This is a genomic window from Candidatus Wallbacteria bacterium (assembly GCA_028687545.1).
Classification (GTDB): domain Bacteria; phylum Muiribacteriota; class JAQTZZ01; order JAQTZZ01; family JAQTZZ01; genus JAQTZZ01.
The window spans coordinates 39,271-55,144 of sequence record JAQTZZ010000028.1 but is presented as its reverse complement, the minus strand read 5'-3'; the positions used below and the strand labels follow the sequence as shown (position 1 = coordinate 55,144).

The following is a 15,874-nucleotide window of genomic DNA, read 5'->3' as shown; positions in this document are numbered from 1 at the left end:
AAATTTTACTATAGGGTTAAGGCAGGTTATTTTCGACAGATATTTATGTTTCGGCAAGATGTTTTTTGACAGGAATAACATCGGGCATTTACACAATGTTTTGTTAAACTTCACCCCGCGCTTGCCGAGCACTTCGCAGCCGTCCACAACTCTCGTGAAGCAGACGTAATAATCGATGATCTCAGTATTCCCGCTCCTGTCTGTGCGATAGACTGGAGTGATTTTCCGCAGAACCGCGTCTACAGGCAGTCCGCCGTGCGCTTCCAGATATTCGCAGGCGATTTCCAGGGCGCGCTCACTGGTGAAGGAAACCGGTTTTCCGGAATCCTGATAATCTGCAAAGACTGCTCCTGATTCCAGGACTCTGATGCCAGGTTCGCTCTTTTCGCCTCTCCCGGAAACATCGGGGGTTGAAACCAGCCTGGGCAGAGAAAATTCTGCTTTGGCGTTGAAAAGGTCACCTGAGCGTTCGCCTGAGCGGATGGCCTTGCCGTTAATCAGGTTATTGATGATCTGGTTGATGATGTCCACCCAGTTGGGGGCTGGTGCGGGAGCCGGGTTTGGCGCGGGATTGGGTGCAGGGTTCGGAGCAGGATTTGGAGCTGGATTCGGGTTGGGACTGGGAACAGGCGCAGGAGAAGGATTAGGATTCGGGCTTGGTACATATGGATTGGGACTTGGAGAAGGACTGGGGGAGGGACTTGGAGATGGGCTTGGAGAAGGACTTGGAGATGGATCTGGATGCGGATTTGGGGAAGGAGTGGGATTATCGTCTCCGCCGTATTTGTAATAATGATCTTTGGTCTGGGCAGCCCAGCGGCAGCAGTCTGACGGAATGGTATAAGGTTCGAAATGCTGGGCTTTTTTCCAGGCAGTCACAAAGCGTTCTGCTCCGTCCTTTCCTGGTTCGTAGCCTTTGATTTCGTCGCAGAAATTCTTGTTAACAATCTCATCGATCTCGTCCAGGCCGACTGTATAATAACCGCAGACGCTTTCCAGGATGCCGTTGCCGAAGCAGCGCTCCCAGATTTTGGGCTGGACTACGAGGCAGGAGCTGAAAATATAATTCCTGACATTCTTGCCAGTGATCTGCTCGTTGGAGATGAAGTCCATATTGCTGTCGTCGCCCCAGGCCACTGAGCCTTCGTTGCCGTGGCCGCTGAAACGCACTATATCCACGGGCTGGGACGGATTGAAATATTCATGCTTGATGTTGTCGTTTTCCGAGAAAACGACCAGTTCGTAGCCCTGGGACTTCATCCAGTCCCTGAATTCATAGGTGTCCTTGTTGGAAAGGCCGCCGCTGTCGTCCGCCAGGCAGATCATATTTTTGGCTTGCGCTGATGTGACCAGGAAAAAGAAGAACAGAAGAAAAGAAGCGATTGTTCTGCAGTCCATACTTATTCCCCCCACTTATACTGATTTAATTATAGTGCGGTTCCTGAATTTATCAACCGCTTTGCCAGCCTTCTTTCAGATAAGTATTTTCCGGATCAGGGGGTTTGACAAGCATAATTCTGAGGCATTTAGCGGCAATTTGATAACAGGAATTTTCAATTAATTATTTGCTTGCTGCAAGAGGTTGGTATGTTAGTATGTTGGCAAAAGATTCCGGAATTTATTCTTCAACCTACTAACCTACAAACATACCAACATATAAACTACAATCAGATTATCCGCGATGTGCGGAGCACATGTATGAATCAAGTTAAATCATGATACCATCGTCCTGATCTGAAGCGCCAGAACATCACAATCAGTTTGGGTGCTTCCAGAGCCATGATCACTCCATAGACCCATTCAGCCGGCTGATGCAGGATAAAGGCCACAATATACCCGGCAGGGAGCTGGACAGCCCAGATCGACAGCACATCGAACCAGAAGCAGAATCCTGTGTCTCCTGAAGCTCTGAACACGCCCATGAAAAAGACGATTGTCACAGAGACGAACGGCAGGAACACACTATAAGCGCTGAGCATGTTCAGGGTGGTACTCGCCACTACTGGAGTTATTTCATACAGTGACAGGAATGGCCTGGCAGTCATACTGATTAGAATCCCGGCCAGAATCCCCACCAGAACAGAAATCCGGCCCAGATAACTGGAGTACCGCTCAGCCAGATCCCTTCTCTTTTCACCAATGGCTTTGCCTACCAGTACTGCTCCACCTGATGCCTGCCCGACGAAGAGAACAAAGGCCAGCCTTTCCATGGCGTTCGTGATGCCGACTGATGCAGCAGCCTGGGTGCTGATATGAGGATAGATAGCTTGAATCGAAACCATTCCGAATGACCAGAAGATCTCATTGCCGATCACAGGCAGCACTACAGTAAAATAGCCCCTTAGGAATCTAAGATCCAGACCCTTCAGTTCAGTGAATCCCGGCGCGATGTCCGATCTTTTATTGAGGATGAAAAACACGAGGAGCAGGCATTCCAGGGCTCGCGCGAAATCCGTTCCCAGGGCTGAACCGATCACTCCCAGGCGTGGAAATCCCCAGTGCCCGTAAATCATTGCATAATTCAGTGCGATGTTGGTGATTACTCCGATCAGACTGATGATTGTGGGCATCACTGCTGATTCGGTGCTGCGCAGCAGATTGGTCAGGCAGAACGAGGCTGCTGTGAATATATAGGCAAGTGCCACATAGGCGAGGTAACTTCCTCCGACCTTGATTACCGCCAGATCCCGTGAAAAGAGCGAAAGCAGCCGCTCAGGAATGCAGAGAGCCGGGATCATGAATCCGATCCCGCCCAGCAGCGACAGGATCATGGCTACAGTCGAATAGCGCCGGATACCAGGGAGATCTTTTTTCCCCCAGAACTGGGATACGAAAATTCCGGTTCCAGTATTCACTCCGACCAGGAAGAGTATATTCAGAAAATAGATCTGATTAGCAAGGGAAACCGATGCCAGGGCAGTTTCACCCAGCTGCCCGACCATCAGGGTGTCGAAGAAATTCAACGAGGAAATGATCAGGTTTTGCAGAGCCACAGGAATGGCGATCCGCAGTAGACTCGGTAGAAAATCCCGGAATCCGTTGCTGGTCATCAGAAGTATTTATCACATTCTGAGGCGGGATGCCAGTAACATTTTTATCACCATGCATGCCGCGGAATGCCGCGGGCATTTTATTGCAATCAAGCCAATCACGGCCATAATTAAATTAGAACCGGAGAGCACAACCGGTCGGCATGTAACGAGTATACGAGTAACAAGGAGGGAGTATGAAAAGAACGGGTACAGGTTTCGGGAAATCGTTTCTGGTTCTGTCGATCATCTTAATCACCCTGAGTTATGCTGGCACACTGCAGGCTGCTGACAAGGCCTGGACGATCATGATTTATGTCGATGCAGACAACAGTCTGCAGGAAGCACTGATGGAAGATGTGAATGAGATGGAAATGGTCGGTTCTTCAGATGATGTGAACATAGTCGTGGAGATTGACCGGCTGAACAAGAACATGAAAGGATTCAAGGGAGAACCTTGGGACAACACGCGCAGGTATTTCATAAAAAAAGACGATGACAGCAAGGAAATAAAGTCTGAACTGCTTGAGAACATGCCTGAGCAGAACATGGGCGATCCCCAGACCCTGGTTGATTTCATCAAATTCTGCCATGAAAAATATCCAGCTCAGAAATACGCCCTGATCCTGGAGAACCACGGGGACGGCTGGAGAAAGGCTAACCGGGGCACTGACCGTGGAATCTGCGAAGACGACACAAGCAATGACAAGCTCACTTTGCCTGAACTGAAGAGCGCTCTGGAACTGGGGACCTGCGGACTCGGGAAAAAATTTGACGCCATGGAATTCGATGCCTGCCTGATGGCCATGCTGGAGGTCTCCTCACAGATCAGAAATTACGTGGAATTCGCCTCGTTCTCCCAGGAGGAGGAACCAGGTGCCGGTAACCCCTACGACAAACTTCTTACCCAGATCAAGGGATCAACTGACGGGAAAGGCTTTGTGATGGCTGTTGTTCAGACTTATCTCGACTCATACTCAAGCAATGTCACCAAGTCCGCAGTGGACATGTCCAAGCTCCCGGCGCTGGAGAAAGCGGTCGACGAGTTCGCCAAAACCAGCATTGAGAAGATGAAGGACGCTGCCCCTGGGATCAAGGCCGCAATCGATGAAACAAAGAGCTTCAGGATCGCCACATACAAGGATTTCGACGATTTCATTGACCGTTTCAATGCCAAATATCATGACCAGCAGATCAGGGACAAGGTAGTTGCAGCGCATGCCGCTTTCATGGCAGCAGTGATCAAGAACGGCAAGACAGAAAACGCCAACGGTCTCTCGATCTGGATCCCCAAAGACAAGGCTGAATTCAAATCCAGGCCCGATTATCTCGAACTGGAAATGAATCTTTCTACAGCCTGGGGGGAATTTTTAGGAAATTACTTCGAAAAAGCCTTGACCGGAAATTAATCCTCAATCTGTCTGAATTGATAAAAGCCCGTCATCTGGCGGGCTTTTTTGTTTCCTGTCCACACAGTTCGGAAATTATCATCCCTGCGAAAATCAGCACTCCGCCCAGCAGGATTTTCAGCGTCAGTTTTTCCCCCAGGTAGAGCCAGCTCGTGAGGCCTGCAAAGACTGGTTCAAAGGAGTAAATGATTGAAGCCGTGACTTCGGATAGATATTTCTGATAGGCGTTCTGCACAATCAGCACGAACGTGGTCGCGATCAGTGCGCAGAAGAGCAGAGCCCGCCAGACGACGATGCTTTCCGGAATTTCGAATACTCCGCTTCCAGCAGAAATCAGCGTGTTGATCACTGCCACCACCAGCATCTGGATAAAGGTCAGCGGCAGCGGATCGAATTTCCGGGAATAGATATTGATCAGAATGATGTGGATCGCATAGGCGATAGCGCAGAAAAAAGTCCAGATGTCCCCGGGATTCAACGTGAAATTGTCGCTGACAGTAAGCAGGGCAAGACCCGTGGTTGCAAGAGCTACTGCCGCGATATGCTGCAGCCTGGGAGTGGATTTTCTGCCGATCGCAAGGAATATCGGCACCATTACAATGTAAAGGCCGGTGATGAAAGCGCTTTTCGAGGGGGTGGTAAAGAGCAGTCCGTATGTCTGAAAATCATAGCCGAGTGTGAGTGCCAGACCCAGCCAGAACCCAGCCAGCAGTAACGGACCGTTTATTTTAAAGATCCTGCGGTAAAAAAACGGAATTATCGCCAGAGTGGCGATCAGAAAGCGCCAAGACAGGAAAGTATAGACATTGACCAGGGAGATCCCTTCCTTGACCAGGACAAAGGTCAGCCCCCAGAAAAAGGAAACCAGCAGCAGGAGCAGCATGGCTTTGCGCTTGTTATCTACCATGGATGTCAGCTGAATAATTCGCTTTGATCAGGCTCAGGTTTGTCACTGTCCGGGACCGGCAGTCCCAGGTGCCTGTAAGCCATGCCGGTAGCCACCCTGCCGCGCGGAGTGCGCTTTAAAAAACCGATTTTGATCAGATAAGGTTCATATACGTCGTAAATATTTTCGCCTTCTTCGCCCAGTGCGACAGCCAGCGTGTCGAGCCCTAAAGGCCCTCCTCCGTAATTGTGGATCAGAATTTCCAGGATTTTGCGGTCAAGTTCGTCCAGCCCCTGGCTGTCAATTTCCAGCATGTTCAGCGCCTGGTCCGCGACTTCGCCTGTGATGCATCCTGAAGCCCTGATCTGGGCATAGTCGCGTACCCGCTTCAGAATCCGGGTGACGATCCTGGGAGTACCCCGTCCCCTGCGGGCGATCTCCTCAGCGCCTTCCTTCGTGATCTCGATTGAAAGACGCTTTGCAGCAGACAGCACAATTTCCTGCAGTTCATCCTGTTCGTAATAATCAAGTCTCAGAAGGACCCCGAAGCGGGTACGCAGCGGGGAACTGAGCATACTGGGCCTGGTGGTGGCTCCGATCAGGGTGAAAGGTTCGAGCTTGAGCGAGATGTTCCTTGCCGATGGCCCTTTACCCATGATGATGTCCACCTTGAAATCCTCCATCGCTGAGTACAGAACTTCCTCCACTACCCGGTTCGTGCGGTGGATTTCATCGATGAAGAGTATGTCGCGGGATTTCAGATTAGTGAGAATGGCAGCCAGATCGCCTACCCGTTCCAGGGCCGGGCCTGTGGTAGCGCTCAGATTGACTCCGAGCTCAGAGCAGATCAGATGTGCCATCGTAGTCTTGCCGAGCCCTGGCGGCCCTGAGAGCAGAACATGGTCCAGCGGCTCACCCCGCTGTTTCGCGGCTTCGATGAAGAGAAGTATCTTTTCCTTGGCTTTGCCCTGTCCGATATATTCGGAAAAGTCCCTGGGCCTGAGCTGCGGGAGCGGAGTATCCTCAGCGATCGTGTTCTGATCAAGTATTTCTTTCTGAATCTGGCTCATTTACTTAGCGCCCCCAGCATCAGACGAATTTTTTCCTCAAGCGGGCGGCCGCTGATTTCCCGATTCAGCGAAGTCAACCCCTTCCTGATTTCCCCCTGGGTATATCCCAGTGCCCGCAGTGCATCATTCAGGTCGCGGTCTTCTGCTTCGGTTGCCCTGGTCTTAGAGGTCATGGCTTGAGGAGCAAATTCCTTCTGGATCTTGTCCTTGAGTTCGACCACGATCCGTTCGGCGGTCTTGGATCCGATCCCGCTTACCCCGGATAATGTTGCCAGATCCGATTCGGCGATGGCTGAAATGATCTGCCTGGTGTCGAGCTGTGAGAGCAGATTCATGGCCATCTTGGGGCCGATTTTGCTCACCTGCAGCAGGCATTTGAACAGCCTGAGCGATTCCTGGTCAGAAAATCCGAAGAGTTCCAGTTCGCCGTCCGATTCCCTGGCTCTCAGGATCAGCTCAGTATAAATCATGGCTTCTTCTCCGACTGAACCGAGTGAGTCAAGGGCAATGTTCGGAAAATGGATTTCCAGGCCGAATCCTCCACATTCCAGCCAGAGACGGCCTGTGTCTTTTCGAGCGATGATCCCTTTCAGGTACCTGAGCATTGCATAATCCTCCTGCTTTGCAGGTGACAGATCGCTACTCCCATGGCATCGGCTTCATCATCCACTTTCGGGGCAGACTTGAGATTCAAAAGCAGACGTACCATTTTCTGCATCTGCTGCTTGTCGGCCGCACCATAGCCTGTGAGAGCGAGTTTCACCGTGCTGGGCGGATACTCGAAAACCGGGATTTCGGAGAGAGCCGCGCAGAGCAGGATCACTCCTCTGGCCTGGGCGACTGCAATCCCTGTTTTCACATTCTTTTCAAAAAAAAGTTTTTCGCAGGCCATTTCACTGACACCAAAAGTTTTTCCGAGATCAGTCAGTTTCAGGAAGATCTCTCTAAGCCGTGCCGGAAGTTCCTGCGTGGATTTGGTCCTGATCAGCCCGGATTCACGCAGCAGAAAACCATTACTGGCTTCCTCAATTACGGCATATCCGGTAATGGCAAGGCCAGGATCGATTCCCAGCACTGTCATCTATTTTTCCATGAACTGTTCGATGATTTCCTCATCGATCTCGAAATTGGCATAGACATTCTGGACATCATCCAGTTCTTCAAGGGCATCCATTATTTTCAGCATTTTCTCGGCATTCTTGCCGTCCAGTTTCACTGTATTCTGCGGGATCATGGTCAGTTCAGCGGAGTTAAGCGTCAAACCTGCTTTTTCCAGAGTGGTCTTGACCTTTTCGAATGAGGCAGGGTCTGTTGTCACCATGAATTCATCTTTTTCGTGGCGGATGTCTTCCGCTCCGGCCTCGAGAGAGAGATCCATCAGCTTGTCCTCAGTCACAGTGTCGTCCTGGATACAGATCAGGCCTTTGCGTTCGAAAAGCCAGCCCACACAGCCGGTTTCGCCAAGGTTCCCGCTGTGCCGCTCGAAGATGTTGCGGACTTCCGAGGCGGCGCGATTCCTGTTGTTGGTGAGTATTTCCAGCAGGATGGCAACCCCGCCAGGCCCGTAGCCTTCATAATTGAATTCTTCGAAGCTTTCGCCCTGAATTTCGCCTGCGCCGCGCTTGATGGCCAGGTTGACCGTGTCTTTAGGCATATTGGCTACCCGTGCCTTTTCCAGGGCTGCCCTGAGTTTGGCGTTGGTTTCCTGATCCTTCCCGGATTCCTTGACTGCAATCGTAATGTCGCGGATCAGCTTGGTGAAAACCTTACCCCGCTTCTGATCCTGCGCTCCTTTTCTGTGCTTGATGGAACTCCACTTGTTATGGCCGGACATGAGCCCTCCCGGTTTATAAAAAATACATCAGTCTAAATTGCACCTGAACAAGTTTAACGGGAAACTGCCATTTCGGCAAATAAAATCGTGAAAATATGATATAATTGAACTACCATGGAAAGCAGAACTTTCAAAGTCCGTGCAGTTAACAGGGACGGTGAAACAATAGAACTTACTCTGCACGGGAATTCACAGTCCGAGATCCAGGAAGAACTGACCCGCAGGGGATTGTTCCCGCTTGGAGTCAAGGAAAGTGCCGATAAATCAGGATTTTTTACGGGCAAGGGGCGGAAGTTAAGCGATTATGAGCTGATCTTTTTTTTCCGCCAGCTTCTAGCCATGCTTTCCGCAGGCATCACGATCGGAGAGGCAATCAGAATCCTGTCGGAAAAACTCACTGATCCGAAAATGAAAACCATGTTTCTGAAATTGAATGAATCCCTGACAGAGGGAAAGTCGTTTTCGAAAGCGATCCTGGAGTCTGGTTACAACTTCCATCCGCTGATTGCCAGTTTCGTCCGCCAGGGCGAACAGAGCGGCGATCTGGCCGAGGTTTTCAAGAGGCTGATCATATACTGGGAGCGGAGGAGGAATGCATTCCAGAAAATCATCGATGCCATCATCTATCCTCTGGTGCTTCTCGCGATCGTTTTCGGCATCGTCTGTTTCCTGCTTCTGCATGTGGTACCCACGTTCACGAATATGTACAGCGATTTTTCTGAGAACCTTCCCGCGTTTACCCGAATGGTGATTTACACATCCGATCTGATCAGGTATCACTTTACGCTGGTCGTTGCAGCCGGCGTTTTTGGGCTCTTCCTGATTTACGAAGGTCTGAAACATCAGGCTGAGAGAATGCTGAACATGATCTCAGGGTTTCCGCTCATCCGCAGGTTTTATTATTATTACAGGCTTTCCTATTTCAGCCTGGCTCTTGGTTCGCTTCTGAAATCCGGCATGTCCGTGGACGATTCATTGAGCGTCCTGCAGGATGGATTCCAGGGCGGCAAAGTCGCAAAGGTCAGAGAGGTGCTGCATGGTGGCGTGTCGCTTTCCGAAAGCCTCAAGCCGCTCAACCTGTATAATGAAGTGAATCTTCAGATGGTTACCGTAGGTGAAAATACAGGAAGGCTTGGCGAAGTGTTCCTGAATCTAGGCGAATTCTATGAGTCCGAACTGGACTATTCGCTGAGAAGAATGCTCTCTCTGTTCGAACCCCTGCTGATTCTCCTGATGGGAATGGTCGTCGGATTCATAGTACTGTCGATGTTCCTTCCGATAGTTCAGATGGCGGCTCTGATCAAATGAAAAATTCAAAAGCTTTCACTCTGCTGGAACTGATGGCTGTGCTTACAATCATTTCAGTGCTGATAGGAATCAGCTTCGTCAATTCCAGGATCATCATTGATCACGCCAGGGACAGCAAGATCAAAAAACAGCTGAATGCAGTCCGTGAGGCGATTGAAGTCTACAAGACCGACCATAGAGGTGATCTGCCGAAAAGCCTGAACGAGCTTTGTCCCAAATACATCAACAGGCTTCAAATGGGCTGGGAAGGATCCGGCAGTCAGGGAATCATAATCTATGACCCAGTGGAAGGAATCGTGAAGCTTGGACTTGAGAGCGGAAAACCGGCGGACAGCTATCAGAAGCCTTATGCGGATTATTGACGATTAATGACCCTGCAATCTGAAAGCAAGAGGTTTGTAGGTTGGTATGTTAGTATGTTTGTATGTTGAGGAGACGGATCGGAGAACAACGGATGCTTTTGTTTCCCGGCTTACTAACATACTAACCTACTAACTTACCAACATGTTGGCGTTTAACAGGAATTTTAAATGAGTGAACATAAAGGATTAACCTTCATTGAACTCTCGGTAAGCATCCTGATCATCGCCGTCCTGGCCAAGGTGGCGCTGCCCGTATATGAAGTCACATCCAGAAGAGCGCTGGAATGGGAACTGAAGGCAGACCTGCGGGAAATCAGGGAAGCCATCGATAAATATTTCGATCTGCACCAGTCTTATCCGAAAACCCTTGAAGATCTGATCCAGAAAGACAGCCAGGGGAAAAGATATCTTCGAAGGATTCCTGAGGATCCTCTGACCCGGAAGAGCGAATGGTTCACCATCTCCTCCTCAGACGACCGGGATAATTTTGTCCGCCTTTTTTCCGACAAGACAGATGTGTATGATATACGTACTACCTCAGACCTTAAATCTCTTGAAGGGACTCAATACAATGAATGGTAGACGCGGATTCACCCTGGTGGAACTGGCGGCTGTGATTACGATCATCGGCCTGCTATACGCAGTCGGCACTCCGATTTACAGGAGCTCGATCCAGCGGGCCAAGGAATCTGCGCTGCTCGAGGATCTCAAGGTAATGCGCAAGGCGATCGATGTTTTTTATGCTGACCAGCTGCGCTACCCGGAAAGACTGGACGAACTGGTTGACAAGCGCTATCTGAGAAAGATCCCTGAGGATCCTTTTACCGGAGTGGCGGACTGGAACACCCTGACTTCAGACGCTGAGGCAAGCGATGTGTATGACGTGAAATCAAGGTATTCCGGAATCTCTGAAGACGGGATGGCTTATTCGGAATGGTGAATGACCTTGGACCAATGCCGGCTCAGGTGCTGGGTTTTTTCGCGGGAATTCTGGGTTTCGGCGGTGTGCTGGGATTCCTCAGCGGTTATGCCACCATCAAGCTCGTGAAAATGACTGCCTTTTTTCTGGGGGCTGTTTTCCTGCTGATCCAGGCGCTGGTTTTCAGCGACATCATCAGCGTGAACTGGCAGTTTTTGAACGAGATTTGCGGACCGCTTTTCTCCGAACAGGGAGTACATCGCTGGACCGCTTTTCTGTATAGGATTTTGACTGTGAATCTTCCTTTTGCCGGGGCTTTTATCACCGGTTTCTGGCTGGGAGTGAAGAAAGGATAGCATGAAAATTGAAGAGTGGCTGACTTTATCTGAACTTAGATCCGGCATGATTGTAGCCCGCAATGTCGATTATCTTGGACAGACGATCCTCACTCAGGGCCTTGTATTTACAGAGGAAATCATCTCCCTCTTGAAGGATTCAGTGCAGCTCGAACACTATCCTGTGCTGATCGAAAAAAAGGAAGCCAGGATCGTTTCGCTGCTTGACCCGGACACGGTTGTAGTCCGCGATGTTTCTGAGCTTTTCATCCTGATCAGTCTGTTCTTTGAGAAAAGCCGCACCAGAAAACTTCAGCCCCGCGAAATCAAACCGCTGGTGGAGAAGCTGACCAGGCTTTCCAATGCAGCGTTGGACGGCAGGAACGACCTTTTCCAGATTGTCAGGCACCGATCAGGTGAGAATTACGAGGCGACACACGCAGCCAATATGATCCTGCTCTCGCTGCTGATCTCAAGAAAACTTGGCCTGTCCCAGGAAGAAAGCCTGAAAATAGCAATGGCCGCAGCCTTTTCGGATCTGGGCAAGACCACACTTGACAGGCAGTTGCTCAGTAAGCGGGAAAAGCTCTCTAAAGAAGATTATCAGCAGATCAGGCAGCATATTTTCCGCGGGATCGCCTTGATCAAGGATTGCTTCCAGCTTGAAGAAGGGGTTCTGCTCTCGATCGTGCAGCACCATGAGCGTTACAACGGCACAGGATATCCCAGAGGGCTGTCCGGGGACGAGATCCATCCTTCAGGGCTGCTGATCGGGCTCTGCGATGTCTTCGACGCTCTCACTTCAGACCGTCCTTTCAGAGGGGCCATGTCTGCCTATCAAGCCATGAAATTCATTCTGTCCTTTTCAGGAAAGACTTTCCCGCCTTATCTCGTGAACGCTCTTTTCAAGCTGCTGACTTTTTATCCTCCAGGCACAACTGTGGAATTGAACACAGGTGAAATCGGGATAGTGAAGTATGTGAACGAAGAGATCATGCGGCCTGTGGTGAGGATGCTCTTCGGTCAGGACAAGCAGAAGCTCAAAATGCCATATACGATCGATCTCTCGAATCTGCGCGATAAATACATTGTGAAGGTCTTGGAGCCGGGTTCTGTACTACTTTGAAGGCCAGAGGTTACTTTTTTTTCCAGGGAAAATCAGTGACAACTTTTGCCACAATCCTGCCTGCTTTTTCCAGGGTATCTGGATTCACATTTTCAGGTTTATCATCTGCTGTGTGCATGAATTTCTGGTTTCCTCCGGCAGCGATATCAGTGGAGCAGATCCCCGCCTGGGCGAATACCAGATGGTCTGAACCCATGAAGCGGCTGGGAGTGATCTCAATGCCCAGTTCTTTTCCGGAATTCATGATTTCTTCCTTCAGCCATAAAGGCACGCACGATGCGACTGAAAGTACAATTGGATGAAGGAGCTTCCATTTTCCTGAATAATCACTGTGCGATTTGAATGCTATCTCTTCAGGGAACTGGCTTTTACCTTTTTCTTTTGAACTGCCTTCCAGACCACCCTCCATTTCAAGATAGATTTTTTCGCTTCCCCCGATTGAATCCAGGTTGAACAACAGTTCGCACCTGGAAAGCTCCTGCGAATGCTGCTCAAGATATGCTTTGGCTCCGATCAAACCCAGTTCTTCAGCACCGAAAAAAATAAATTTAAGATTGCAGGGAGGCTTGATTGAAGCTGATCTGAAAGATCTGCAAAGTTCCAGCAGGACGGCGCTTCCTGACCCGTTGTCATCAGCTCCCGGGCCTTTAATTGAATCCAGGTGAGCAGAGAGGAGGATCTCGCTGGACATCGGTTTTACGTTAAGACTGGCAATCAGATTTGCGGATTTGATTTTGTCAATTCTGCCTCTGATGATCAGGTTTGAGAACCGACCGTCTTGATCCTTCAGGCTTTCAAGGGTTTTTCTGTCGAAATAAAGTATGGCTCTGGATTTTTTCGCTGCCAGCCCGAGAAAACTGACTGGCTTGGCAGTCACCACTATTTTATCGGCAATCTCGAGTCTAGCACACGCATCCCTGGACAGGTCGGGCTGGATATACATTATTTCTCCGGTCATCTGATCAGAACAAAGGTATGGGTTGAAACAGATCAGTTCAGGTTCCAGTTGTGTTGCGCCGACTTGCAGCGTCGCTTTTTCAAGCATGAACATCTCAAAGCTGAATGGCTCAATTTCTACTGTCAGTCCTGATTTTTCCAGGTACTTGATCACATAAGCCCGGGCTTTGGCATCGTTTTCAGAGCCGCCGGATCTGCAGCCCAATGCCGCCAGATTTTGAACATGCAGTAAGGCGTTGCTCTTAAACTCACTCCAGATATCTTTGACTTCCCCGGTTGTCTGCGCCTGGCAGTAGGACTGGAAAATCATCAGAAAAGCGACAAATCTGGCAAAACAACTCATTTTCCCACTTCCTGTTCATAGATGAACTCATGCTGTCAGAATTTGTTGGAAAAATCCAACTGTGAGTGACAATTTGTGAGAAACCTTGTTTCCATGTAATATTGAGGCTAGTTTGAAAGCAAACCCGGAGGAGCGATGTTCTGTTCCCAGTGCGGCAGTGAGATTTCCGAAAATTCCAGGTTCTGCGGCCTGTGCGGCCATAACCTGGTGAAAGACCTTCCTGCCTCTGTGAAAATCCCTGTGCCGGTCCCTGTGACAGCCCGGAGATTTGAGCCGTCCTATGCCGGATTCTGGCTGAGATTCCTGGCCTTTATCATAGACATGATACTCTTGACTTTCTGCCTCAAGTTTCTGGGCGGGATCCTGGAAGGAGTCTCAGGGTCATACGGCTACGGCGGTTTTGACAGTTTCTTCGGGAATTATTTCCTGGTCTGGTTCCTGTTGTATTACTCGATTTTTGAATCAACGGATTTCCGCGGTACTCCTGGAAAGAGAGCCTTAGGGATGCATGTCCTGGATCTGAACGGGAAGAGATTGACGCTGTTGAGAGCTTTGGCCAGGAATTTCTGCAAGCTGTTTTCCTTCTGCGCAATTCTGGTCGGATTCATCATTGCCGGAATCACCGCCAGAAAGCAGGCCCTGCATGATCTGATTGCCGGTTGCCTGGTGGTTTTATAGTGGGCAGTAACTGAGAATATTCAATGTTACAGTCCATCAGCAGAAGTCACGAATCCCTGCACTGACTTCGGAGTTGTCGGTTCCACGATTTTGTTCTGCAGAACCCCGTTTTCCGAATTCACTGTCGGAATTTCATGGCCCTGGAAATTCATCATTTTCATTCCTGCCGGATTGAGAAGCAGGGGAGGCGGCGGCATTTCTCCGATGATTTTCTGTTTTGCCGGATCCTCCTCTTCGCCTGGAGGGGTGGTTTCATTATCCGAACCTGGGCTTGAAATTGAGGAATCCGAAGTCTGAGTTGAGGGAACTGCGCTGGTACTGCGGGGGTAAAGATTGACTGTGGGCGAATTACCGGTAGTAGAGCCTGCTGAAAAAACTACTGTCTGAGCTGGATAGAGATCGCTTCCGCCAGGAACTGGAAGATACGAGCCTGGTTCAGCTTCAGTGGAGAGATCATCCATCACTGTCATCAGATTCTGCCCGCCGATCATTTGCGGCATCGAAAAATTCGGTTCGCTGATGCCGGTTTTTTTGGCCAGTTCCGACGGAATTACATATTCCTGGCAATCCAGGTATCTGGCGCCGGGATGGCTGAGCATTTCCTGAATATTGTCGGAATAGAGCTGTGAGGGGACTGGATAATCGTCGAATGCAGCAGTTTCCGCAGCTACAGGATATCCGGGGATGATCAGGGGGGTTAAACTGCCATCTGGTACTCTGACCGGTTCGATTTTTACCGGTTCAGCTTCTGATCCGGCCGGACTTTTTTCCAGATAGTCTTCGTAAACAGTTTCAACGGCATAAATTTTCGCCCTGTCCTGTGCGATCACTACTCTGCCCAGTTTTTCACGATTGGTGGAAAAGGCACGTTTGACAGGAAAGCGGGCAACCACACCGTTGTAATTACTGCCGATCTCCTTCTGCCCGAATTTCTGACCGTCGATTTCCAGTGCACCCCTGGAATCTCCCCCTGCATCAGTCCAGCGGACGAAAACACTTTTCAAAAGTCTGCCAGGCAGGACTTCGAAGTTATAGGCTTCTCCAGGTTTAAGCCAGCCTGCAGCGAAGTTTTTGTCGACTATATCCGGAGGGGTGGTGGCTTCGGGATGCGGGATCTCGACCGGAGCATCCGAATGGGAGTAAACCACAGCCGTGACATGTCCCAGAGCGCTCTCCATGAATTTTTTACTGATCCTGAAGGAAAATTTAATCTCTGTTTCGCTGATTTCTGAGGATAAGATAGTGACATTACCTGACGGGAACAATTGATATTTCCGAAGTTTGTATCCTTGATTCCTGAGGCAGCCGGGCAGCACAATTTTTTTCTCGATGCTTTGACTGTCGCGGAATTTTTCTGCTGAAGCCGCAAAATTCATCCTGAAGACTTTATCCGCGGCATCGGACTTTGAGAAAGCGGCGGACAATAATAAAGTCACTATCAATGCTAATGTCATAAAGTTTCTGTCCATTATTCCAGCAACCTGGGGAAATTCTTTTCTTGCATATCAACTTACAAACTTACTAACCTACCAACCTCATTGCTTGAACAAGCGAGATACAGAATGCATTTACATTGCCCTAATACATATTGCTTTGACCGGGGATAAAGTCAAGGTGC

17 protein-coding genes are annotated in these 15,874 nt (G+C 49.7%); 8 read left to right on the top strand and 9 right to left on the bottom strand.

Annotated elements, in window-relative coordinates:
• Both PHW04_12085 and PHW04_12080 read right to left on the bottom strand, forming a co-directional pair.
• Positions 1 to 1,398: hypothetical protein (locus tag PHW04_12085; protein ID MDD2716621.1), on the bottom strand; the 1,398-nt coding region annotated here is incomplete at its 3' end.
• Between the two features lie 305 nt (positions 1,399 to 1,703).
• Entirely contained in the window at positions 1,704 to 3,050 is a 1,347-nt protein-coding gene (locus PHW04_12080) for an MATE family efflux transporter (GenBank protein ID MDD2716620.1), read from the bottom strand.
• Between the two features lie 176 nt (positions 3,051 to 3,226).
• Between PHW04_12080 and PHW04_12075 the strand changes: the two genes are divergently transcribed.
• Complete coding sequence (locus PHW04_12075; GenBank protein MDD2716619.1) at positions 3,227 to 4,438, top strand: clostripain-related cysteine peptidase; 1,212 nt, start codon at positions 3,227 to 3,229, stop codon at positions 4,436 to 4,438.
• Between the two features lie 31 nt (positions 4,439 to 4,469).
• On the opposite strand, the gene PHW04_12070 is transcribed toward PHW04_12075, so the two are convergent.
• Genes PHW04_12070 through PHW04_12050 form a run of 5 tightly spaced genes read right to left on the bottom strand, consistent with a single transcriptional unit; the run spans position 4,470 to position 8,228 of the window.
• Positions 4,470 to 5,345 carry a DMT family transporter gene (locus PHW04_12070; GenBank protein ID MDD2716618.1) on the bottom strand — a complete coding sequence of 292 codons (876 nt, stop codon included), beginning with the start codon at positions 5,343 to 5,345 and terminating at the stop codon, positions 4,470 to 4,472.
• A 5-nt stretch (positions 5,346 to 5,350) separates the two neighbouring features.
• The gene (gene ruvB / locus PHW04_12065; GenBank protein MDD2716617.1) at positions 5,351 to 6,394 is read right to left on the bottom strand and encodes a Holliday junction branch migration DNA helicase RuvB; all 1,044 of its coding nucleotides are present in this window, start codon (positions 6,392 to 6,394) and stop codon (positions 5,351 to 5,353) included.
• Positions 6,391 to 6,999: a Holliday junction branch migration protein RuvA gene (ruvA, locus tag PHW04_12060; protein MDD2716616.1), complete on the bottom strand. Its 609-nt coding sequence runs from the start codon at positions 6,997 to 6,999 to the stop codon at positions 6,391 to 6,393. The genes ruvB and ruvA overlap by 4 nt, the downstream gene beginning before the upstream one ends.
• A complete protein-coding gene (gene ruvC, locus PHW04_12055; GenBank protein ID MDD2716615.1) occupies positions 6,984 to 7,475 on the bottom strand; it encodes a crossover junction endodeoxyribonuclease RuvC in 492 nt (163 codons plus the stop codon). Before ruvC ends, ruvA begins: the two co-directional genes overlap by 16 nt.
• Positions 7,476 to 8,228, bottom strand: a complete 753-nt coding sequence (locus tag PHW04_12050) for a YebC/PmpR family DNA-binding transcriptional regulator (GenBank protein MDD2716614.1) — start codon at positions 8,226 to 8,228, stop codon at positions 7,476 to 7,478.
• Between the two features lie 114 nt (positions 8,229 to 8,342).
• Here PHW04_12050 and PHW04_12045 point away from each other — a divergent pair, with 114 nt between their 5' ends.
• From PHW04_12045 to PHW04_12020, 6 genes are all read left to right on the top strand, one after another.
• The gene (locus PHW04_12045; protein ID MDD2716613.1) at positions 8,343 to 9,536 is read left to right on the top strand and encodes a type II secretion system F family protein; all 1,194 of its coding nucleotides are present in this window, start codon (positions 8,343 to 8,345) and stop codon (positions 9,534 to 9,536) included.
• Positions 9,533 to 9,898 (top strand): type II secretion system protein, encoded by a 366-nt coding sequence (locus tag PHW04_12040; GenBank protein MDD2716612.1) that lies wholly within the window; start codon positions 9,533 to 9,535, stop codon positions 9,896 to 9,898. The genes PHW04_12045 and PHW04_12040 overlap by 4 nt, the downstream gene beginning before the upstream one ends.
• A 168-nt stretch (positions 9,899 to 10,066) precedes the next feature.
• Complete coding sequence (locus tag PHW04_12035) at positions 10,067 to 10,480, top strand: prepilin-type N-terminal cleavage/methylation domain-containing protein (GenBank protein MDD2716611.1); 414 nt, start codon at positions 10,067 to 10,069, stop codon at positions 10,478 to 10,480.
• Positions 10,470 to 10,838, top strand: coding sequence for a prepilin-type N-terminal cleavage/methylation domain-containing protein (locus tag PHW04_12030; protein ID MDD2716610.1), 369 nt, complete (start codon positions 10,470 to 10,472; stop codon positions 10,836 to 10,838). The genes PHW04_12035 and PHW04_12030 overlap by 11 nt, the downstream gene beginning before the upstream one ends.
• The gene (locus PHW04_12025) at positions 10,832 to 11,173 is read left to right on the top strand and encodes an FUN14 domain-containing protein (GenBank protein ID MDD2716609.1); all 342 of its coding nucleotides are present in this window, start codon (positions 10,832 to 10,834) and stop codon (positions 11,171 to 11,173) included. The genes PHW04_12030 and PHW04_12025 overlap by 7 nt, the downstream gene beginning before the upstream one ends.
• A gap of 1 nt (position 11,174) precedes the next feature.
• A complete protein-coding gene (locus PHW04_12020; protein ID MDD2716608.1) occupies positions 11,175 to 12,278 on the top strand; it encodes an HD-GYP domain-containing protein in 1,104 nt (367 codons plus the stop codon).
• Between the two features lie 10 nt (positions 12,279 to 12,288).
• Here PHW04_12020 and PHW04_12015 read toward each other — a convergent pair whose 3' ends face one another.
• Positions 12,289 to 13,578: a M28 family metallopeptidase gene (locus PHW04_12015; protein MDD2716607.1), complete on the bottom strand. Its 1,290-nt coding sequence runs from the start codon at positions 13,576 to 13,578 to the stop codon at positions 12,289 to 12,291.
• Positions 13,579 to 13,713: 135 nt separating this feature from the next.
• On the opposite strand from PHW04_12015, the gene PHW04_12010 reads away from it, so the two are divergent.
• Positions 13,714 to 14,256: an RDD family protein gene (locus PHW04_12010; GenBank protein ID MDD2716606.1), complete on the top strand. Its 543-nt coding sequence runs from the start codon at positions 13,714 to 13,716 to the stop codon at positions 14,254 to 14,256.
• Positions 14,257 to 14,282: 26 nt separating this feature from the next.
• Here the strand turns inward: PHW04_12010 and PHW04_12005 are convergent, their stop codons facing one another.
• Positions 14,283 to 15,725 carry a hypothetical protein gene (locus tag PHW04_12005; protein ID MDD2716605.1) on the bottom strand — a complete coding sequence of 481 codons (1,443 nt, stop codon included), beginning with the start codon at positions 15,723 to 15,725 and terminating at the stop codon, positions 14,283 to 14,285.
• Between the last annotated feature and the right edge of the window lie 149 nt (positions 15,726 to 15,874).